This window comes from Peteryoungia rhizophila, assembly GCF_004912145.1.
Taxonomy (GTDB): domain Bacteria; phylum Pseudomonadota; class Alphaproteobacteria; order Rhizobiales; family Rhizobiaceae; genus Allorhizobium; species Allorhizobium rhizophilum.
In genome coordinates, this window is the sequence record NZ_STGT01000006.1 from 77,987 (window position 1) to 99,411 (window position 21,425).

A 21,425-nucleotide genomic window follows, 5' to 3' on the forward strand; every position below is an offset into this window, starting at 1 on the left:
TCAGTCCAGCCAAAACAAAACCCCGGATCGCCGCAGCGATCCGGGGTTTTCTTTCGTCTATGGGGGAGCCGGGTAACCGGCTCCGATCAAATCATCAGCTGAAACGGCCGGCCGCGTGGGCGAGCATGGTGTAGACCTTGCCCGTGTCGGAGGTCAGGTAGGACTGGGTGATCGACTTGTCGCGATCTGTGCGAGCCACGTCTGCCAGCAGCTTCTCGAAATCAGCAATGTAGCGATCGACGGCGACGCGGAATTCCGGCTCGCGGTCATACTTGCGTTTGATCTCGTCGAAGGTCTGCTGGCCCTTCAGCGTGTAGAGCCGGCGAGTGAAGACGTCACGCTCGCCACGCTGGTAACGGCGCCATAGATCGACCGAGGCGTCGTGGTCGATCGCACGGGCGATGTCGACCGAGAGCGAGTTCAGCGATTCGACCATGTGGCGCGGATTGCGGGTGTCGCCCTGGCGTGCCGGCTGGCTTTCCGCCACTGGTCGCTGCGGAGACGGCGCCGGACGGGCGGGGGCCGTTTCCTGGGGTTCTTCACGCGATGCGCCCCGCAGGAGATCGCTGATCCAGCCGCCGCCTTCGGCGCGCGTTGTGGCGGCCGTCGACTGGCTGTAGGGCTCGGTTGCACCAAGGCTTCCGCGCAGGGCCAGGTTTTCGGTCTGGCGGAGCTGTGGCTGCGGCTGCGGAGCGGCTGGCTGGCGACGTGCCGGTTCGGGCTGGGCTTCCGCCAGCCGTCGTGCGACAGGCTCGGAGATTTCAAGCGTCTGGCTGGTGCGGCCGACGAGCTGCGAGATGTCCTGCAGCGCCTTGATCTGCTCGGATACGGCGCGGCGCATTTGAGCCGCACTTTCCTTGGCTTCCTCGGGCAGGTCGAAGGCGCCACGCTTCAGCTCGTTGCGGGTCATATCGAGTTCCTTGCGGATATCGACAGCCGAGCGGCGGATCTCGTCGGTTGCGCCGGCAAAGCGGGTGACGGCCTCGTTGACTGCGGCCTGCATAGCGTCGCGAAGGGCGGCAGCCGCACCTTCGGACTTGCGGCCGGCTTCGCCGAGCAGGTGGTCGATGTCACTGAGCGAGACAGCAAGGCCACCGCGCAGACGGTTGGCGAGCTCACCGGACCGCTTTTCGGCTTCGGTGAGCGTCTTGTCGATCGAGGCCTGCGCTTCCTGTTCGGCGGAGAGCAGCGCATTGCGCATGTTGATCGCGGTGGTCTGCGCCTTCTTCTCGGTATCACCGAGAACCTGTCCGATATCGGCGAAGGACGCCTGGACGCTATTGCGCATGTTGGCAGCTGTCGACTGTGCCCGCTTTTCCGTTTCGCCGAGGATCTGTCCGATATCGGCGAAGGAAGCATGAACGCTTTCGCGCATGTTGGCCGCCGTGGACTGGGCGCGCTTTTCCGTCTCACCGAGGATCTGGCCGATGTCGGTGAACGAGGCCTGGACGCTCTGGCGCAGGTTGCCGGTCATCTGGCCGGAGCGCTGCTCGGCGCGGTCGAATGCGGTCTCGACCATCTTGCCGAGCCCCTGCATCGTCGTCTCGATCTCTTCCGAGCGCTTGACGAGGCCGATGGAGAGATCGCGTAGCGCCTGCTGGCGCTCTTCGAGCGTGCCGACGAGGTTGGACTGAGCCGCCGACAGAAGTTCGGAGGCCTTGCCGAGAACCAGGGTGTGGTCGCCGAAGCGGCTGACAATCGAGGAGACCTGCTGCAGCGTCTCGCCGGAGACGGCGGTGAGGCGGCCGAGCTTGTCGTCCAGCAGGCGGTTGGAGGTCGACAGCATGTCGGTCGCCTGGGTGGCCGTCTCGTTGAAGCGGTTGGCCGTGGCGCCAAGGCGGCTGTCGAGCGAGCCGATGCTGTGGACGGCCTGATCGATCATCGAGGAGAGGCCGGCATTGCTGTCGCCGAGGCGCTCGATGAGCTGCGAGGCGCTGGCAACGAGGTTCTGCTCCGCTGTACCCAGGGTCGCAACGGCACGATCCGTGCGCTGGCTGATCGCGTCGACCAGAGCGGCGTTTTCGCTGCGCAGGCGCTCGGCGCTCTGTTCGGCAGCGGCCGTGATCTGCTCTGCGGCGGCTCGGCCGGTCTCGGCATAGGCGGCAACGACAGGGGCTGCCTTCTCGTCGATCAGGCGCGAGAGTTCCGCCGAACGGGTCGAGAGCATCGAGTTCAGCTCACGGGTGCGGTCGTCCAGCACCGAGCGGATCGAATTGCCGCGCGCTTCGAGGGCCTTCTCGACCGCATTCATGGTGACGGCCAGTTCCTGCGTATTGCCGGAAATCGCGTCGCGGATGGAATTGCCGCGGGCCTCGAGTGCCTTTTCTGCCGCGTTCATGGCAGTGGCGAGTTCCTGAGTATTGCCGGAGATTGCCTCACGAATTGCGGCCGCGCGCTGTTCCAGCGTGGTGCTCACTTCGCCGAGGGTGCCAGAAAGGTTGGCCACCTGGGCGCTGACAAGGGCTTCTGCTTGGTTCACCTTGTTGCTGATAACATCGCCGGCCTGCGAGAAGGTTTCGGCGATTGTCGCAGCCTGTCCGGCGAGGCGGTTCTGGGTGTCGGTGATACGCCGCGCGAGGTCTTCGGAACGTTCCTCTACCGTGCGGTTGAGTTCGGCGCTTCGTTCGCCGATCTGCTCCGCAAACTGCGAGGTGGTAGCCGCCAGGCGATCTACTGAGCGCTGAGCCTCGGCATCGAGGTCGCGGGCAGCGTCGGTGACGGCGCTGCGCAGGGCGGTGGCGAGGCCCGCAGCCTTGCCTTCGATGGTGCGGTTGACGTTCTCAAGGCCGATGTTCAGGGCGCGGTCCATGGTGGCCAGACGCTCTTCGATCACCGGGGTGCGGCTGTCGAAGGTTTCGGCGACCCGGCTGACGCCTTCGTCCAGGACCTGGGCGACGCGCATGCTCGCCTCGCTGCCGACGCGTTCGATGCTCGATACCTTATCGTCGAGGCGGGCGGCGAATTTCTCGCCGGCGTCGTTGACGCGGGCGTCGACACCGTCGAGGCCATTGCGAAGGCGATCTTCCAGCGTGCCGAGGCTCTGTTCGATGCGGGTGCTGGTTTCGTCCAGGCGGCTGGTCATGCCGGAGACGGACTGCTCGACTGTGCCCGAGAAGCCGTGCGCCGAGCGGGTGATATCGTCGGCCGCTTCACGGATCTGATCGGTTAGGGCACCGGCCGTGCCGCGCAGTCGCTCGTCGAGCGCGCGGCTGCTGTCGTCGATGGCCTTGCGCAGGCTTTCCTCATGATCTTCGAGGCTCATTTCGAGCATGCCGGTGCTTGCCGCGACCGAAGCGCCGATCGAGGTGGCGTGTTCGCCGAGCGTGGTTTCCAGCGCGTTGCGGGCATCGCCGATGGACGCGGTAATGGCCTGGGTGCGGTCGTCGAGTGTCGCGCGGATCCGCTCATGGGTGCCGACCAAGCGATCGTCGATCGCGGCGACACCAGTGTCTATAGTTTGCGAGATGCGGTCCGTGTTCTCACCGAGGGTGGTCGCCAGCGCGCTGGTCGCCGTTTCCAGGCTGTTTCTCAGCGTGGCGTTGGTCTCGGAAATCCGGCCATCGATATCGTCCACGCCGGATTTCAACGTGTTTGCGATACGGGCCGCATTGTCTTCCAGCGTATTCGAAATGGTGCTCGAGGCTGCCGTGAGCAGGCTGTCGAGGCGCTGTTCGCTGCCGCCGAGCTTATCTCCGAGGTCGGAAATGCCGGTGGCGACCGTTTCTGCGATCCGGCCCGATGTCTGGCCGAGGCTGCGCTCGATCTCGCCGGTCGCGTCTTCTAGCGTCGAGGCGAGATAGGACGTGTGGCTTGCCAGCGAAAGCTCCAGACGCTGCTGATTGTTTCCGAGCTTGTCCTCGATGTCGGCAAGGCCTGTCGCAACCGTCTCGGCGATGCGGCCGGACGACTGGCCAAGGCTGCGTTCGATTTCGCCGGTTGCATCTTCCAGTGTCGAGGTGAGGTAGGAGGTGTGGCTTGCCAGCGACAGTTCCAGACGCTCCTGGTTGTCACCATAGGCGTTGCGGATCGTTTCAGCCTTTTCGGCGAAGGCGGCGTCGATGCGGCGGTCGGCATCGGCGACGGTCTCGATGATGGCGGCCGCGCGCTGGTTCAGCGTTTCGTCGATCCGGCGCTGGCTGTCGTTCAGGGTCTCCGAGAGGTCCTGTGTGCGCGCGGTCAGCGTCAGATCGAGTTCGAGGCTCTTGGTGTTCAGGGCGTCGATCAGCTGGTCGCTCTGGCCCTCCACGAGCGTCGCGATGCCGCGCGCCTTGACGTCGAGCGTTTCGGCGAAGCGATCCTGGTTGGCGTCGAGCGCGTTGACGATGTGCTCGGCACGGCTCGACAGCGTCTGTTCGAAGCGAGACTGATTGTCGGTCAAGGCATTGTAGAGGGCACCGCTGCGCTCTTCCATGACTTGATCGATGCGCGTCTGGGCGCTTTCGAGACTCTCCGTCAGTGCGGCTGCGCGGGCGGACATGGCATCCGCGATTTCCTGCGCGCGGTCGGACATCGAGCTGTCGAGCATTTCCTGGCTGGTGCTCAAGGCCATCGCGAGAGCCAGCGACTGGTCTGTCAGCGTCGAGCCGAGGCGCTCGATGCTGGAGTTCAGGATTCCGTTGATGGAATCCGTGCCGCCGTTTACCGTTTCGTTGATGCGGGCGAGGCTCTCCATCAGCTTCGAATCGAGCGAGCCCGAGCGCTGGTCGAAGGCGCTCGCAAACTCCGCGACACGCTGGTCGAAGGTCGCGTTGATCTGGCCGATCGTCGTCTGGAACCGGTCTTCGAAGAGGCCCGAGCGCAGGTCGAGATCGACGATCGCATCGTCGGCGCTTGCCTGAAGGCTCTGGCGGAAGCCGCGGCCGCGCTCGTCCAGCGACAGGTTGAGACGGGAGAGAACATCGTCGAGCGACAAGGTGATCGACGTCTCGCTGCCCTTGAGGGTTTCAGCGATGTCGCGGGTGCGCTCGACCAGGGTTTCGTTGAGCTGACGCGCCCGCTCGTTCAGGGCCGCGTTCAGCTTTTCGGTATTGGCGTCGAGCGTGGAGGCGCGGGTTTCGAACTCGCCGAGCAGTTCGCGACCGCGCTGGCCGAGTGTCGAGGTCAGCGACTGGAGCTGGGTGTCGAATTCGCTGGAGAGCGACATGCCTGACGCAGCCAGCGTCTGCACCATGTTTTCGGTCTTATGGGCGAGAAGGGAGCCGAGGGCCGTGACGGCCGCGTCGGATTTCTCCATGATCGTTGCGGCACGCATGTCGATCATCGAGGCGAAAGCTTCACCCGACGTCTGCAGGCGAACCGAAATCTCTTCGGTCGCCAGCGACAATTCTTCCTTCAGCTGCTCATGGGCGCCGACGATGGAGGAGCGGATGCGCTCTGCGTGGTTGACGATGGCATCGCGCTCGGCACCCAGTTCGTGGACGAGACCGCGGACGCGCAGTTCGTTGTCGGTATAGCTGCGCTCCAGCGCGGTCACCTCGGAATGAACGAGTGTCTCGAGTTCCGTGGCGCGGGCAATGGTGCGCTCGATACCTTCGTTCATTGCCGAGACTTCGCGGCGCACCGCCTGGCCGACGGTCATGATGCGTTCGGAAGCGATGGTTTCTGGCTCGGCGAGGCGCAGCGCGACTTCCGCCATGGAGCGGGCCGCGTTGCGCAGGTCGTGCGCGCGGGCCATCATGATCGCGAAGGCGAAGAAGAGCATGATCGGCAGGAAGGTGCCGATAAAGATGGCAACGACGCCAGGCATGGCGACGATCTCGGCGACCGAGGGGGCCTGCCAGAGAGCGCTGCCGTAAAGAAGCTGGGTCAGGCCCAGAGCGCCGAGTACCCACAGTCCCGACACGATGGCGGCATTGCGCAGGGCCGAGGTCAGCGAGGCGCCGTCCAGCGTTTTCAGGATGGCCGTCGGCGTGCGGCGCGAACCGTCATTGGCGGGAGAGAAGGCCGGGGCCTTGGGCGCCGGTTCGGGATTGAGTTCGCCAGCGCGGGTGGAACGACGCTCAATCGTCTTCTTCGAGGCGGAACGCGGGGTACTGTCTGACAAGGGTGCCTCCGGGGCGTGAGCTTTGGACCGTGCCTTGCCGGGCGCGGCGGCTTCTTCACCGTCGAAATCGATGCTCAGGGCCGCCTCGAGAGCCTGGAACGCGTTCTCGTCAATCGAGTCGGTCTTGTTGTTCGCCATAGGGTTACGCCTCGTTACCGCTTACTCTCGGTGGGGCTGACAAAAACCACGATGCCGCTCATCGCTTCGGTTCCGTCTGGGTCCCACCGTTCACTTGAATTTCCGCCTGCCGCCACGCCAGACGAAATTTCCTCTTTATAGCAGTTCGGCCGCTGCTGTGCGGGCGTTTCCGCCTCTATCACGCGCACCGACTGGCTTGCGGGCAAAGTTCACGCACGAATGCCCAATCAACCGTATCGTACTGACACATTTGGCCATCCGATACAATTAATGCACCGCGGGCGGGCCTGCGTCCGTCGGTCTTGTTAACAGTATTTCAATCAAGGTTTAGGCTGAAAAGCCAGTCTGCGCCGAGGTTTAATTCCCGTTAACCATAGCGCCAGCTTTTTCCCGCGATCCACGGGGTTTTTAACGGCGTGCCCATGGTGAGGCCCCAAACTGGCAGCAGCAAAAACAAGAAACCAAGGATCCCGGTCATGGCAGCCGCAGTCAATATCGCATTCGAAGCCCCCGACAACCTGAATGGTCTGACCCCGTCGCAGCAGCGCCCCATCGACCTCGTGCATCTCGCCACCCAGACCAAGGGCGACAAGGCGGTCGAGATCGAAATTCTCCAGATCTTCGCGCGCCAGGCCCGTGGCTGTCTGGTCGCCATGACTGGTGGCCACAGCAAAGTCGAGGTGAAAGCGGCTGCCAACCGTCTGCGCAATGCAGCCATGGCCGTCGGTGCGCTGCGCGTTGCGGCGGCTGCCGATCTAGTGGAAACCAAAGGTGCGACTTCCGACTCCATGGCTTCGGTTTCTTCCGCTGTGCTGGAAGCCGAGCACTTTATCCTGAAGCTCGCCCGGTGATCTCATTGGCGCGTTCGCCCCTGATCGCTTTGCCGTGAGTTGACTGACTTTCCGAATTGGGAGATGACTTCGCCGATTTTTCACAAGGCGAAGTCTGGACAGGCAAACATGGCAAACATCAGCATCATTGCATTCGACGGCACACGTTTCGACATCGCGGCAGCCGACGGCTCCACGGTCATGGAAAATGCCGTGCGCAATTCGGTCCCGGGGATCGATGCCGAATGCGGCGGTGCCTGTGCCTGTGCCACCTGTCATGTCTATGTCGACGATGCCTGGTCAGAAAAGGTCGGCCAGCCGTCGCCTATGGAGGAAGACATGCTGGACTTCGCCGTCGACGTGCGTCCGACTTCGCGTCTCTCCTGTCAGATCAAGGTGTCAGCTTCGCTCGAGGGGCTCGTGGTTCACGTTCCCGAACGTCAGGGCTAAGGGCTTCTGTCAGCGCTACCCCGAAAAAAAAAGCCCCGCTTTCGTATCACGAAAGCGGGGCAAGGGGGCGCATCGCCAAGCAGGCGAGGGAGGAAGCACCTGTGGCACCAGGACGCGCCGGGAGAACTGGGAAATCGGGAACGCTTAATCAACGTATTCGATGACACTTATATTTCAGATTTGTATCAAGGGCCACGCTGAGAAATAGCCGGTTATTCACAGGCACCGGCGTAAGGCTCGCGCAAGCTGCAGCATTGCGGCAACACTCGCCCTTGAATTTCAGGGGTGATTTCTACTGATTTTCCCGGATTTCCTGGCGATGCTTGAGGATCCGCGACATGCGGTCCTGGAAATTCTTGGCCTCGACTCGATCGAATCGCATCTGCGCTTCGTCATGGGCCACCGTCACTTCGTCCGTGACCTCGCTGACGCGATCCTGCAGGGTTTCGCAGTCGCGTGTAGGGCGCAACTTCAGGAGACGCTGTTCCAGCAGTTTGGCATGCTGGCGCGCGATCTCGGCGTGACGCTCTTCGTGCCGCTTGATGTCGGACGACAGCGCATCCCATAAGGTGGCCATGTCCTGGGTTGCGCGTTTGCGGTTCTTCCAGCGGGGCAGAATGAGCTTGGTCTCCACCGTGACTGTGACGTCCTCGATCGCGCAGCGGTCACCACGTTTCGTATAGGTCAGGTCTCCGCCGAAGCGGATCTGGGTCGCGCCCGGATGGCGGATGCCGCTTGCCTGGGTAAAGGGACCCTTGCGCGAGAGTTCGGCGTCGAGATCGGTCGCAGTCCGTCCGCCGATCTGGAAGTAGGTGATGGACTTCTCGACGACGACGTCGGCGCTCGCCGAAAGCGGCAGGGATATGCCGGTCAGGGCTGCCACTATGACGGCGGCCCGAAGACGGCGGGAGTGCTTCATTCTTTTTTCCGCAATGTTGTATTCGCCGCGCCCTTGGGGCATAGCCAAATTCGATTTGTACTATCGCAGCTTCGCGGATTTCCGTCGAGAGGATACAGGGTCGCGTGACCATGGTTGAACGCACAATTTGGCGTGTGGGGCATGGCCGCACCCTCGACCTCTCCGAGCGCGGGGCGATCATGGCTATCGTCAATGTTACTCCGGATTCCTTTTCTGATGGCGGCCTGCACGACAGTGTAGAGGGCGCTGTCGCGTATGCGCTCGCCTGCGTCGAGGAAGGCGCCTCCATTCTGGACATCGGCGGCGAATCGACGCGACCGGGTGCCGCAGAGTTGACGGCGGAGGAAGAGATGGCGCGGGTCTTGCCGGTGATCTCGGCCCTCAGCCAGAAGACCGACGCGCTGATCTCCATCGATACCTATCGGGCGGTCACCGCGAGGGCCGCGGTTGCGGCAGGCGCTCATATCATCAACGACGTGCATGGTTTGCAACGGGAACCTGAAATCGCGGCCGTCGCTGCGGAAACGGGGTCCGGGCTTTGCATCATGCATACCGGACGGGGACGGACCAAGCTGCCGGATCCGATCGCTGATCAGCGGGATTTCCTTGGCCTGTCCCTCGACATTGCTCAGCGCGCAGGCGTCGTGCGCGAAACAATTACTCTCGATCCGGGTTTCGGTTTCGCCAAAGAAACGCTGGAGGAGAATATGGAATTGATGATCCGCTTCGAGGAATTGCACGCCGTCGGCCTGCCGTTGCTGGTCGGCACGTCGCGCAAACGCTTTCTCGGGACGCTGACGGGTCGCGAAGCGCCTGACCGTGACGTCGCTACGGCTGCGACTACGGTGGCTCTCCGGTTGAAGGGCGCTTCCGTTTTCCGCGTCCATAATGTCGCGATCAACCGGGACGCCCTGATGATCGCCGATGCTATGCTCGAAACCGCGCGGCGGATCGCTGCGGCGAAGGGATCGACCGAATGAGCGGTGTTTTCACCATTACCTTGAAGAACTGCGCCTTCTTTGCCCATCATGGCGTCTTTCCGGAGGAGGGCGTGCTCGGTCAGCGCTTCTTCGTCGATGCGGAGTTCGATGTCGATGCGCTCGAAGCCGCCGAGACCGACACTCTGGAGGGGACCGTCCATTACGGGATCGCCTTCGAGGTCATTGAGGAGATCGTGACTGGCAGCAGACGGCAGTTGATCGAGGCGCTGGCGCTCGCGATCGCGCGCGGCCTGCTCGACCGGTTCCCCGAAATGCTCCGGTGTCGGATCACCGTTCGCAAGCCGAGCGCTCCGATCGCCGGCATCCTAGACCATGTGCAGGTGAGTATTGAACAGCTCAGACGGTAAACGCTGGTTGGCAGCTATGCTCGGCCTCGGCGGCAATATCGGGGATCCGGCTGTGGCCATGGCCGAGGCACTTGGCAGGCTCGACCAACGGCCGGATTGCCGCGTGACTTCGGTCTCACGGCTCTACCGGACCCCGCCCTGGGGTAAGACCGATCAGGCGGACTTCTACAATGCCTGTGCTGCTGTCGAAACGCTGCTCGAACCGCAGGAGCTGTTGGCCGCCTGTCTCGAGATCGAGCGGACGATGAAGCGGGTGCGGGTGGAGCGCTGGGGGCCACGGACGATCGACATCGACATTCTCACCTTTGCCGGCCGGGTCATCGATGCCGAACATCTGAAGGTGCCGCATCCGCGCATGACGGAACGTGCCTTCGTGTTGATGCCGCTTGTGGACATCGATCCACAGCTCGTGATCAAGGGACGGAGCGTTGCCGCGTGGCTCGGTGAGGTTGATCGAACGGGAATCGTTGTTGCAAACGAAAACCGCGCCTGGTGGCGCGGTTGATTTCAGAGGCTATCGACTAGCGGGTGGTCAGTCGTTTTCGGCCATCGCGGTTGCCTGGCGATTGAGCTTCAGGCCGATGACCGGGATCATCCGATCTTCCACCTTCACCGAAATGGTGATGTTCATGGCATCGTTCTCTTCGATGCGGGCGACCATGGCGCCGTTCAGCTTGGCACGGTTGATGCCCATGACGGCGCGGTTGCCGGTGACGGTGCCCGAGACGATGTCGAGACCCTTGCCATCGGCGCCATCGAGGAACTGACCCTTGTAGCTGCCGCCGGACTGAGAGATGACAGCCGACATCGGCTGGCTGAACACGCCGACGCGGCACGTGCCGTCGAGCTTGAGGCCCGTTTCCTTGCCCTCTGCCGGGAGGCCGGTCAGGTTGCAGGTAAACTTGGTGCCCTTGTACTTGCCGGCAACGATCTCACCCGGACCCTTCCAGATCCCGGCGACGGATTCGAAGAAGCGCTTGTCGCGCGAAGCAGCATCAGCGACCGTGGCCGGCATCAGCGCGGCAACGGCAAGCACGGCGGCGCAACGGCCGAATGTCGAGGAGCGAGAGAACATCGATTTGCCTTGGTACGAGAAACCAGAAACCCCGCTCAGACTCTAGCGGAAAAATGGTTAATGCATCATTGCCATTAACCTCAATTGGCTGGTCCGACAACCGCCAAAAGTCACTGGTCTCGCGGGTGTGGCTTGTCTGCCTCACCCGGCCTTGTCGCGATCCTTGCCGGTCATCGAGGGTGTCAGGTCCCCGATGAAGTCGCCGATGCCCGGGCGTTTCGTGGCGCGGAAGGGCAGCGGTCGGCAGAGATCCATGGCGGCGATGCCGATCCGGGCCGTCATCAGGCCATTGATCACGCCTTCGCCGAGGCGAGTCGAGAGGCGGGCCGCCAGGCCATGGCCGAGAACCTGCTGGGCAAGGCCGTCTCCGATGGCGATCGAGCCCGTGACGGCGAGGTGGGCGAAGACGTCCCTCAGCAGCCGCAACATGCCGAAGGAGCCGGGCCTGCCGCCATAGAGATTGGCCATGCTTCGGACGAGGCGCACGACTTCGAAGAGCACATAGGCGAGATCGACCACCGCGCGCGGGCTGACGGCGGTGACAACCGACACGCGCTTGGCGGCGTTCAGGATGAGGGCGCGGGCTTGGTTGTCCAGCGGTGCCAGCAATTCACGTTCCGCCAGTTCGATCAATTGCGGTGCGTCGATGATATCGTCCGCGACGGTCGCCAGTGTCTTCTGGCCGCGGGCTGTTTCCGGGCGATGGGCAACGAGGCCGATGAGTTTTTTGACGACGGAGGCCGCCTGCTTGCGCTTGCCGCTGGCGGCCGCGGCGTCTGCCTCGACCTTCAGGTTCTGGACCGTGTCGAGGCGCCAGAGGCCGAACAATTCGCGCCCGACGGCAATGGCAAGCGCTAGGAGGCCAATGGCGAGGACGGTGAGGGCCGCATAGCCGAGCCAGTCTGCCCGCGTGAAGAGGTCCGCGATCAGGCGATCGACCCAGAGGCCGAAATCGAGGGACAGGAGAAGGCCGAAGGCGCCGGCGGCCAGCTTGCCGAAGGAAAAGCGTTGACGCTGCGGTTCAGCCACGGGGGCAGGCGGCAGGTCTTCTGCGACCGCGATGAAGGGATCTTCCTCGTCGGGCACGATTGCCACTTCGCCGGTAAAGCTACGCGGGGGACGGCGCAGGTTGTCTGTGCTCTCCGCATGGAGCGCTTCCGGTTCGACGGTGAAGGCGGCCGGACGCCGCTGCGCGTCAAGGGACTTCGCAGACGGGCTGCCGGTCGGTGGAGCGGTCGGCTTCTTCATGCGAGTCGATCTCCCAGCAGGAATTGCAGCGCCCGGTCGAGGCGGATATGTGGCACCGACAGTGTGATGCCCTGCCGCTCGTCGAGTTGGGGTGGACGGAAGCGGACGATGCTCAGGTCAGGCAGGGCCGCCGAGGCATCGCCTTCATCGACCGAGCGGAAATAGGCTTCAGGGTCCCGCGGCAGATCGCCCGGGAAGACGGCCGTCTTGCGGTTGCCGTCGAAGATTTCGTCTCCAATGCGCTCGCCCGCCATGGGCGTGCCGACGATGACGGGGAGGTCGTGGCCATCCTGCTTCACATTGGCTTCGCGGGTCGCGCGGACGGAGGCGAGCGCCATGACCTCAATGCCGGCACCGCTCATGCCGATCGTACGAATGGCGCGATTGACGAGGCGTCGTGTCAGGATCTCGAGCCGGTCATGGCTTTCGTGGTGCAGGTGATCGGCCTTCGTCGCGGCCACCAGAACCCGATCGATCCGCCTGCGGACCAGGGACGTCAGGATGTTGTTGGAGCCGGCGCGGAAACAGGTGAGCACGTCGCCGAGCGCCCGTTCGAGATCCTGCACGGCTTCAGGACCGCGATTGATCGCCTGGAGTGCATCGACGAGTACGATCTGGCGATCGAGCCGGGCGAAATGTTCGCGGAAGAAAGGTTTGACCACAACCGATTTGTAGGCCTCGAAGCGCCGTTCCATCATCGCCCGCAGCGAGCCCTTGGGGGCGCGGCCTTCCGGCAGAACCGGCAAGGGGGCGAAGGTGAGGGCAGGAGATCCGTCGAGATCGCCCGGCATCAGGAAGCGGCCCGGCGGCAAGGTCGAAAGCGAGCGTTCGTCCGACTTGCAGAGCCTGAGATAGGTCGTAAAGGCCTCGGCGAGGCGACGTGCGGTCATTTCGTCGGCCGGAGCGTCCGGATCGATGCTGGCCGCCAGCGAAAGCCATTCGGCGGCGAGTTCGGCGCGCACACCGGATGCCGCGAGCTTCACGGTGTTATCCGAAAAGGTCTTGTAGTCCTGACCGAGCAGCGGGAGGTCCAGCAGCCATTCGCCAGGATAGTCGACGATGTCGATCGAAAGCCGACCCGCGGAGAACATGCGGTTCCAGGAACTGGCGCTCTTGTATTCGATGGTCAGCCGCAGTTCCGAGATGGCGCGGGTCGAGTCCGGCCAGACCCGTTCCTCGACGAGTGCCCGGATATGGTCCTCGTACTGGAAGCGCGGCACGGCATCGTCGGGCTGCTCCTGGAGCTGCGCGCCGGTCATGCGACCGGAGCGCAGGGGCTCGAAGAGGGGCAGGCGGCCGCCATGCAGGAGATTGTGCACCAGGGACGAGATGAAGACGGTTTTGCCCGCGCGCGACAGGCCCGTCACGCCGAGCCGGATCGTCGGATTGATCAGATGGGCGGCGCGGTCCGCCATGTTGTCCAGGGCGATCGCGGCTTCATCGGTCAGGCTTGTGAGGGAAGGTGGCAAGGGGCTGTCCTGTCGGGTCCGTGGTGGCCACGTTCCATCCTCGAGACGAAGAGGTGCGCAGCTGAAAGTCACATATAGGCAGCGGTTGCGGCGCAAAAAAGAGGCAGGGGCGGCCCCTCAAAGAGGATCAGCCGACGAGGAAATCCCTGAGCACATGAGTGTCCTCGCCCAAGGCGTCGATGACGGCGAGCCCTGATGTCGGATAGCCCTCCGGCACAGTGCGCGCCATCACCTCATTGCCACATAGGCGGGCGAAAACCTCTTCGATCGCCGGATTATGCCCGACCAGCATCAGAGCTTCGACGCCCCGGATGGAATGGGCAATCTCCAGGTAGGCTTCGGCGGGTGCATTGTAGAGAGCATCCACATAGCGGAATTCGACCAGGCCGGAAAATACCCGATTGATCGCGTCTGCGGTCTGGCGGCAACGCTTTGCCGTCGAGCAGACAACGAGATCAGGACGATAGCCCTTGTCGGCCGCGGTTTCCGCCAGCAGTTCGGCTTCGGCGAAACCCGCATCCGAGAGGTTGCGGTCGAAATCTCGGCCACCCGGTTCGGCCCAGCCGGATTTCGCATGGCGCAGCAGGTAGATGCGCTGGGGAAGCTGATGGGAGGGCGTCATCCGTTGGGGTATCCGCGTGCGGTGGAGCTCGTCATTGACGTACCGGTTCTTGGGCCCTGTCGTCAACCATGCGGCCAAGTGCACTGCATCGAGCTATCGCGGTGGAGTGGTGTGTACGGGTGAGCAAGTTCAAAGCATTTTATGCTTAAAAATTAGAAATTTAGATCAAAAATGTAACAGATTTAAAAATGAGTTCGAAAGAGCCAGAAGGCTTGAACCGGTTGCCTTGAAAGGTTATACACCCGCCCATTGAGATGTTCTTCAGGAGAATCGCGTTGAGTGAGAAGATCAATCTTAGCAATTATGTACTCTCGGAAGACGATGAGTTCATGAACGCGAACCAGCGGGCCTATTTCAGGGCCAAGCTTGTCGCCTGGAAGAACGACATCCTACGAGAAGCGCGCGAGACGCTCGGCCACCTCGCAGAAGAAAGCGCCAACCATCCTGATCTCGCCGATCGGGCTTCCTCGGAAACCGATAGAGCCATCGAACTCAGAGCCCGCGATCGTCAGCGCAAGCTGATCTCGAAGATCGACGCCGCGCTGCAGCGTATTGATGATGGCACCTACGGATATTGCGAGGAAACAGGGGAGCCGATCGGTCTCAAGCGTCTCGACGCTCGCCCGATCGCAACGCTTTCGATCGAGGCTCAAGAGCGGCACGAGCGCCGCGAAAAGGTCTATCGCGACGAGTGAAGCTTCGGCTTTATCGACGCCATCAGAATAAAAACTCAGACCCGCCATTGGCGGGTCTTTTTCTTGGCATGCAGCCGTTTGTCGGTCAGGGATTTCGGCTGGCCGACATCTCGCCGAAGATGCGGGCGATCTCGTTTTGCAGATTGGGCTCTTCGCTCGGCTGAGCCGGGTTCTGCCCCGGGGCCGGACGGCTGACTTCTGGCAGGACCGCTGAAACCGGCGGGCGGGGACGATCGGCCCGCGTTTCCGGCAGGACGGGCGAGATCGTCGGGGCGGGCCGCGCGGTCGGAACGGGATCTGCCGCGAGATGCAAGGCCATTTCCTCTTCAAGGACGCGCTCGAAGTCGCTCATGTCGCGTTGAGGCGCTTCGTTCGTATCGATAGACGGCGCGACAGCAGTCGTCGGTTCGGTTCGTTGTGGCTGCTGACTGACCACAGGTGCTGGCGTGGGGAGCGGCGCGAGCACCCGCTGGCGTGCCGCTTCGAGAAGCTCTTCGGCCGCCGGCGGATCGATGACGGGCGGCAGCACGGGGGCGGGCTCTGCCTGGACAAAGTGTCGGTCTTCATCACGGGTCGCGGGCTGGACCTTATTCGCCATCACGGGTTCGACGGGCGCCATCCGGAACGTCTCGATCGGCGGCGTCCCGGCCGTCACACCGGGCTCGATGACCGTCGTGGTCTGGAACGTCTCCGGTTCGGCCCGGAGCAGCTCGAAATTTGCCGCGGGGGCTGTGGTAACGGCCTCGACGGACATGACGGGTTCGAGATGCGCGGTCGGTTGCGCTGCAGGCGCTTCGGTTGCCATCGGCTTCTCGACCATCGGCACTGGGCGCGAGACGGGTTCGATCGTCGGGGCTTGCGTGGGCAAAGCCGGTTCCGGCTCGACGGGCTTGCTCATCGGCAAGGTTGGCGGCGTCGCGGCAGCTGCGGCGGCCATGGGCAAAACAGCCGCTGCCACCGGATTTTCCACTGCGGATTGTGGAGGGCGGACCGGGATCGGTTGCGCGGGTTTCTCCTCAGCTGCCGTCGCCGCAATGGGGGCCGGCCTGGCCGGCGGCGGGGACGGCTCGGTCTTTGCCGGTTCGGCGACTACCGGGCGCCTGACGGGCGGCTCGATGGGCGCCGTCGCTGCGGGCGCTGGTGCTGCCGGCGCGGCGATCATGGGGGTGGGCGGCTCGGCTGCCGCCAGGTTCATTTGTGCGCCGGGATCTGGCAATGCGGACTGATCTTGTTCGACCTGCTGGGTCAGAGGACGGGCGCTCAGATAAGGCCTTTCGTCGCCAATGCCGCTTTCAATCACGATATCCGTCGGTCCGCCGATCATCACGAGATGCTCGACATTGTCGCGGCGGATCAAAACGATGCGGCGGCGCGTATCAACGGCGGCGGCATCCAGCACCTGAAGGCGTGGCTGGCGATTGCGGCCGCCGCGCACGAAGGGCGAGGGTGCCCGATTGCGCAAGATCCAGAGCACGACAAAAAGGCAGAGCAGCCCGAGGCTAACGCCAAGTGCGGCCACGAGAAAACGATTGCCATAGGCCGCGATCAGGTCATCCAGCATGTGCGTGCTCCTTTTGTCAGGCTTTCTGGCAGAAGACGCTCCCTTCCGCAATCTTGCGCGGAGGCGAGATATGGGGTCCACAACGCGGCAACCGCCCGAATGGTCTGTCAGGATTGCGGCATTCCTGTGGGAGAGCGGCTCTGCAGTGCATTCTGGCCCTTTCTTTGCTTTTTGCGGGTAAGGCAAGTTGATAAACAGGAGAAAGCGCCGATTCTCGCTTGGTCGATCCATCCCGGCGCTTTTGCACGAGGCATCAATGACACGACAGCAGTTCGATCGAGATGGAGACGGCCCGCTGGTCGATCGCCGCAGCGGCGCCGGCATGGCGCTGCGCATCCTGCTGCTCGCTCTTGTACTCATCGCGACCTCGGCAGCTTTCATCTTCTTCCGTGAGCAGCTCGACAATCAGGTAGTGCTGGGCGTGCTCGGCATCCTGGCGATGATGGGCATCTTCTTCATCGTCTCCGCCGTCATCGGCTTCGTCGAGGTCATGCCGCAGTCGCAAGGCGACACGCTGGCCCGCCGGTTCCTGTCCAGCCAGCCAGAGGGCACGCTGATCACGGATGTCGAGGGGCGGATCGTGTTCGCCAACCAGGCCTATGGGGCGATGACCGGTGCGCGCAAGGCCACGGAAGTCCAGACGCTGGAGGCGCTGCTGTCGCGCTACCGTGAATCGAGCGAAGCGCTGTACCGGCTGACCAATGGCCTGCGCGAAGGGCGCGACGGTCATGAGGAATTCCGGCTCCTCAAGCCTCTCGGGAGCCAGACGGCGAACGGATCCGGCGCCCATTGGTATCGCCTGAAGGCGCGGCTTTTGCCCGGCGAAGGGCGCGGCAAGGCTCAGCATGTCTGGCAGATCTCCGACATTACGGCAGAGCGCGACGATCAGGAGCGGTTCTTCAAGGAGTTGCAGCACGCGATTGATTACCTCGATCATGCCCCGGCGGGCTTCTTCTCCGCCGGCCGCAAGGGCGAGATCTATTATCTGAATGCGACGCTCGCCGAATGGCTGGGTGTGGACCTCACCCAGTTCAATCCGGGCTCGATGACGATTGCCGATCTCGTCGCCGGCGAGGGCATGGCGCTGATCAACTCGGTACAGGCCGAGCCCGGCCAGGCGCGCACGGAAACGCTCGACCTCGATCTTCGCCGCGTCAACGGCCAGAGCCTGCCGGTTCGCCTGGTGCATCGGGTCAGGGCAGCGCGCGACGGTGCGCCGGGCGAAAGCCGCTCCATCGTTCTGTCCCGCGCCCAAGGCGAGGGTGGCGACCAGTCGGATTCGGTCGCCTCGATGCGCTTCACACGCTTCTTCAACAATACGCCGATGGCGATCGCCTCCGTCGACGGCGAGGGCCGGATCCTGCGGACCAATGCGCCTTTCATGAAGCTCTTCGCCGATGTCATTTCGCGCGACGAAATCGACCAGCACGGCCAGATCGAAGTCGTGCTGCATGATAGCGAACGCGAGGAATTCCGGGAGGCGCTGGCCGCTGCCATGGATCGGCAGGTCGATATCTCGCCGATCGACAGCCGCCATCCGACCAATGACATCAGGCACTTCCGCTTCTACGTCAACGCCGTGATCGACCAGAGCGACGAAGCGCCGGAAGAAGCAGCGATCGTCTATGCCGTCGATGTGACCGACCAGAAGGCGCTCGAGGCGCAGATGGCGCAGACGCAGAAGATGAATGCGGTCGGCACGCTCGCCGGCGGTATCGCGCACGACTTCAACAACGTGCTCACCGCCATCCTGCTTTCCTCCGATCACCTGCTTCTGCAGGCGCGGCCTTCGGATGCGAGCTTTGCGGATCTCATGGAGATCAAGCGCAATGCGAACCGTGCCGCCGTTCTGGTGCGCCAGCTGCTCGCCTTCTCGCGCAAGCAGACCATGCGGCCGAGCGTGCTCAACCTGACCGACGTGATCGGCGATCTGCGCATGCTGGTCGACCGTCTGATCTCCGGCTCGAATGTGAAGCTCCGGGTCGAATACGGCCGGGATCTCTGGCCGGTGAAGACGGACCTGTCGCAGTTCGAACAGGTGTTGATCAATCTCTGCGTCAATGCCCGCGATGCCATGCCGGACGGTGGTGCGATCGTGGTCTCCACGCGCAATATCGACGCCGATGAGGCCGATGCTTTCGGTTATCGGGGCCTGCCGTCGGAAGACATGGTGCTGGTCGAAGTTGCGGACAATGGCACCGGGATCGCGCCCGAAATCATGGACAAGATCTTCGAGCCCTTCTTCACCACCAAGGAAGTGGGCAAGGGCACGGGTCTCGGGCTTGCCATGGTTTATGGCATCGTCAAGCAGTCGGGCGGTTACATCTATCCCGAATCGGAAGTCGGCAAGGGAACCACCTTCCGCATCTTCCTGCCGCGCCATGTGCCCGAGGTGCTGCCGGTCGTCGAGGGACAGGTCACGGCTTCGGTCAATGGGGACACTATCACGGTTGCCAAGCCCAACGGCAATGCAGAGCTTCAGGATGCGCCGGATCTGACGGGCAAGTCTGCCGTCGTGCTGCTTGTCGAAGACGAGGAGGCTGTGCGGCGCGGCGGCAAACGCATGCTGGAGACGCGCGGCTATACCGTGCATGAGGCCGGTTCCGGCGTCGAGGCACTCGACATCATGGAGGAGCTCGATGGTGCCGTTGACATCGTCGTCTCCGACGTCGTGATGCCCGAGATGGATGGCCCCACCCTGCTCACCGAACTGCGCAAGAAGTATCCGGAGCTGAAGTTCATCTTCGTCTCGGGCTACGCCGAGGATGCCTTCGCCCGCAATCTGCCGGCGGACGCGAAGTTCGGTTTCCTCCCGAAACCCTTCTCGCTCAAGCAGCTGGCCGTCGCCGTGCGTGAAATGTTGGATGGCGAAGGCTGAGATTTATCGAAAGAGTATCCTTGGAATCAAAGAACCCGCCGGATCGCTCCGGCGGGTTCCTTCGTTCTCATCATCCTGTGGCTCAGCCGTTCATGGCGACGGCGATCTCGGCTGCCAGGCGGGCATTGTTCTCGACCAGCGCTATGTTGGTCTTGAGCGAGCGCCCGCCGGTCAGGTGGAAGATGTTGTCGAGCAGGTAGGGGGTGACCTGCTTGCCGGCAATCTCGTCGCGCTCGGCATTGGCAAGCGCCCGGCTGATATAGATCTCCATCTCTTCGCGCGGAATCTCGTCCGCTTCCGGCACCGGGTTGGCGATCAACATGCCGCCGTCGATGCCGAGCTGGTCGCGCATCTTCTGGAAATTGGCGATGGCTGCCGGGCTCTGCAGATTGAGCACGCTCTTGAGGCCCGAGCTGCGCGACCAGAAGGCGGGGAAGTCTTCGCTGTCATAGGTGACGACGGGTACACCGCGGGTTTCCAGCACTTCGAGCGTCTTTGGGATGTCGAGAATGGCCTTAGGCCCGGCTGAAACGACGATCACGGCGGTCCGGGCAAGTTCTTCCAGATCGGCGGAGATGTCGAAGCTCTCCTCGGCGCCCCGATGGACACCGCCGATGCCACCGGTCGCAAAGACATGGATGCCGGCGCGATAAGCGGCGATCATGGTGGCGGCAACCGTCGTTGCGCCGTTACGACGCTCTGCGATCGCGAAAGCGAGATCGGCGCGCGAGAGCTTCATCACATGCTCCATCTGCGCAAGGGCTTCAAGCTCGGCCGGCTCCAGGCCGATATGCAGCATGCCCTTGATGACGGCGATTGTCGCGGGTACCGCGCCCTGCTGGCGAACGATGTCCTCGACGCTGCGGGCCATCTGCAGATTGCCGGGATAGGGCATGCCATGGGTGATGATGGTCGACTCGAGCGCCACGATCGGAGCTCCGCGCTGCTTGGCGGCACTCACTTCGCTCGAATAGGTGATGGGGAGGAGAGGGGAGATGGAACGGGTCATGGGGGATCTTCCGTTAGAAATTTAGGGTCTCATGACAGGAAACGGGCGGCTGGGACAAGAGCCAACTGGCTCAGCAGCCTCTCTCCCGACAGGTTTTCGTCCGTCGCATTGGGTGATGCGAGGGTGATTGCGGCACTCGCGGTGCCGTGTCGCAAGGCGGCTGCAAGAGAGGCGCCGGTCAGGCGTGCATCAAGGAAGCCGGCTGCAAAGGCATCACCCGCACCGGTGACATCGGCAATCTTGTCCATGGGCAAGGGTTCGATCAGAGCAATACCGTCGGTATCGAAGGCGATCGTTGGTCCGCTGCCGCTGGTCACGGTGCCGCCACTGAGGCCCATGGCGCGTAGCAGGGCCGGCCAGTCTTCAGGCCTTTCGGGTCGCTCGCCGGCGATCGCCTCGGCCTCGGCGCCGTTCATGAAGAGATGGCTGAGTTGGGGTAAGGCGCCCCGAAACTTGATGACCTTCGCCGGCGAGATAGCGATCGCCGAGATGCCCTTTCCGGCCGAATGGCAGGATGCCGCAAGTGCGGCGAGCGTGTCGGCTGGCAGGTTGGCATCGGTGAGGACGTGGGTAGCGAGCGCCACGCTGTCCCGCAACGATCTTGCCTTCAGTCGCCGCGCCGTGAAGGCGTCATAAAGTGCCATGTCGGCAAGCGCGATGACGAGATTGCCGTCGCGCTCCAGAATGGCGGTGTAGCTCGGCGTTGCCCGGCCGAGGAACATGACTGGCTGGTCGTCGAGGCCGGCGCGGTCGGCCGCGTCCGCCACCATCTGGCCGGCCGCATCACCGCCACGAGGGGCGATCAGGCGTACGGAACGGCCGAGACGCGAGAGATTGCGAGCCGCATTGAAGACCCCGCCGCCGGCTTCCTCGAACCATGCGCCGGGATTGCTGGCGCCCGGTTTCGTATCCCCGAAGATGCGTGCGCGGCGGTCGATATGGGCGCCACCGATAGCCAGGATTTCAACCTTCATAAGCACCCCTCCGAAGCCCTGAATTCACGAATCGACGCCGGCAAGCCCGCTGCAATGGCGACCTCGCACTTGCGTCGTCTCGACATCCGCTCCCATCGCGGAACATATTTCGAACACTCTATGTAAAGCGATTTCATATCAATCACTTCATGGGCGCTTGCAAAAA

The 21,425-nt window shown here is 63.1% G+C and carries 16 protein-coding genes; 7 read left to right on the plus strand and 9 right to left on the minus strand.

The window, feature by feature from the left end; all coding sequences use genetic code 11:
- Positions 1-94 precede the first annotated feature (94 nt).
- Positions 95-6,181, minus strand: coding sequence for an apolipoprotein A-IV repeat region-like domain-containing protein (locus E9677_RS21595; protein ID WP_136560129.1), 6,087 nt, complete (start codon positions 6,179-6,181; stop codon positions 95-97).
- Between the two features lie 476 nt (positions 6,182-6,657).
- Between E9677_RS21595 and E9677_RS21600 the strand changes: the two genes are divergently transcribed.
- Positions 6,658-7,032 carry an Hpt domain-containing protein gene (locus tag E9677_RS21600; RefSeq protein WP_136560130.1) on the plus strand — a complete coding sequence of 125 codons (375 nt, stop codon included), beginning with the start codon at positions 6,658-6,660 and terminating at the stop codon, positions 7,030-7,032.
- A gap of 108 nt (positions 7,033-7,140) precedes the next feature.
- Positions 7,141-7,461, plus strand: coding sequence for a 2Fe-2S iron-sulfur cluster-binding protein (locus tag E9677_RS21605; RefSeq protein ID WP_136560131.1), 321 nt, complete (start codon positions 7,141-7,143; stop codon positions 7,459-7,461).
- 292 nt (positions 7,462-7,753) lie between these two features.
- Here the strand turns inward: E9677_RS21605 and E9677_RS21610 are convergent, their stop codons facing one another.
- Positions 7,754-8,380, minus strand: coding sequence for a DUF922 domain-containing Zn-dependent protease (locus E9677_RS21610; RefSeq protein WP_136560132.1), 627 nt, complete (start codon positions 8,378-8,380; stop codon positions 7,754-7,756).
- Positions 8,381-8,484: 104 nt separating this feature from the next.
- Between E9677_RS21610 and folP the strand changes: the two genes are divergently transcribed.
- Genes folP through folK form a run of 3 tightly spaced genes read left to right on the plus strand, consistent with a single transcriptional unit; the run spans position 8,485 to position 10,233 of the window.
- A complete protein-coding gene (folP, locus tag E9677_RS21615; protein WP_136560133.1) occupies positions 8,485-9,360 on the plus strand; it encodes a dihydropteroate synthase in 876 nt (291 codons plus the stop codon).
- Entirely contained in the window at positions 9,357-9,728 is a 372-nt protein-coding gene (gene folB / locus E9677_RS21620; RefSeq protein WP_136560134.1) for a dihydroneopterin aldolase, read from the plus strand. Before folP ends, folB begins: the two co-directional genes overlap by 4 nt.
- A 16-nt stretch (positions 9,729-9,744) precedes the next feature.
- Positions 9,745-10,233 carry a 2-amino-4-hydroxy-6-hydroxymethyldihydropteridine diphosphokinase gene (folK, locus tag E9677_RS21625; protein ID WP_136560319.1) on the plus strand — a complete coding sequence of 163 codons (489 nt, stop codon included), beginning with the start codon at positions 9,745-9,747 and terminating at the stop codon, positions 10,231-10,233.
- Positions 10,234-10,260: 27 nt separating this feature from the next.
- On the opposite strand, the gene E9677_RS21630 is transcribed toward folK, so the two are convergent.
- The 4 genes from E9677_RS21630 to E9677_RS21645 form a co-directional block, all read right to left on the minus strand.
- Complete coding sequence (locus E9677_RS21630) at positions 10,261-10,803, minus strand: hypothetical protein (protein WP_136560135.1); 543 nt, start codon at positions 10,801-10,803, stop codon at positions 10,261-10,263.
- A gap of 141 nt (positions 10,804-10,944) precedes the next feature.
- Positions 10,945-12,051, minus strand: coding sequence for a YcjF family protein (locus E9677_RS21635; protein ID WP_136560136.1), 1,107 nt, complete (start codon positions 12,049-12,051; stop codon positions 10,945-10,947).
- Positions 12,048-13,520 carry a YcjX family GTP-binding protein gene (locus tag E9677_RS21640; protein WP_136560137.1) on the minus strand — a complete coding sequence of 491 codons (1,473 nt, stop codon included), beginning with the start codon at positions 13,518-13,520 and terminating at the stop codon, positions 12,048-12,050. Before E9677_RS21640 ends, E9677_RS21635 begins: the two co-directional genes overlap by 4 nt.
- A 127-nt stretch (positions 13,521-13,647) precedes the next feature.
- On the minus strand, positions 13,648-14,142 hold the full coding sequence (locus E9677_RS21645) for a SixA phosphatase family protein (protein ID WP_136560138.1): 495 nt from the start codon (positions 14,140-14,142) through the stop codon (positions 13,648-13,650).
- Positions 14,143-14,417: 275 nt separating this feature from the next.
- Here E9677_RS21645 and dksA point away from each other — a divergent pair, with 275 nt between their 5' ends.
- Positions 14,418-14,837: an RNA polymerase-binding protein DksA gene (gene dksA / locus E9677_RS21650; protein ID WP_112243309.1), complete on the plus strand. Its 420-nt coding sequence runs from the start codon at positions 14,418-14,420 to the stop codon at positions 14,835-14,837.
- Between the two features lie 85 nt (positions 14,838-14,922).
- Here dksA and E9677_RS21655 read toward each other — a convergent pair whose 3' ends face one another.
- On the minus strand, positions 14,923-16,398 hold the full coding sequence (locus E9677_RS21655; protein ID WP_136560139.1) for a flagellar biosynthetic protein FliO: 1,476 nt from the start codon (positions 16,396-16,398) through the stop codon (positions 14,923-14,925).
- Positions 16,399-16,654: 256 nt separating this feature from the next.
- On the opposite strand from E9677_RS21655, the gene cckA reads away from it, so the two are divergent.
- A complete protein-coding gene (gene cckA / locus E9677_RS21660) occupies positions 16,655-19,276 on the plus strand; it encodes a cell cycle histidine kinase CckA (protein WP_136560140.1) in 2,622 nt (873 codons plus the stop codon).
- A gap of 82 nt (positions 19,277-19,358) precedes the next feature.
- Here the strand turns inward: cckA and E9677_RS21665 are convergent, their stop codons facing one another.
- Positions 19,359-20,285, minus strand: a complete 927-nt coding sequence (locus E9677_RS21665) for a pseudouridine-5'-phosphate glycosidase (RefSeq protein WP_136560141.1) — start codon at positions 20,283-20,285, stop codon at positions 19,359-19,361.
- 29 nt (positions 20,286-20,314) lie between these two features.
- Positions 20,315-21,259 (minus strand): carbohydrate kinase family protein, encoded by a 945-nt coding sequence (locus tag E9677_RS21670; protein ID WP_136560142.1) that lies wholly within the window; start codon positions 21,257-21,259, stop codon positions 20,315-20,317.
- Positions 21,260-21,425 lie beyond the last annotated feature (166 nt).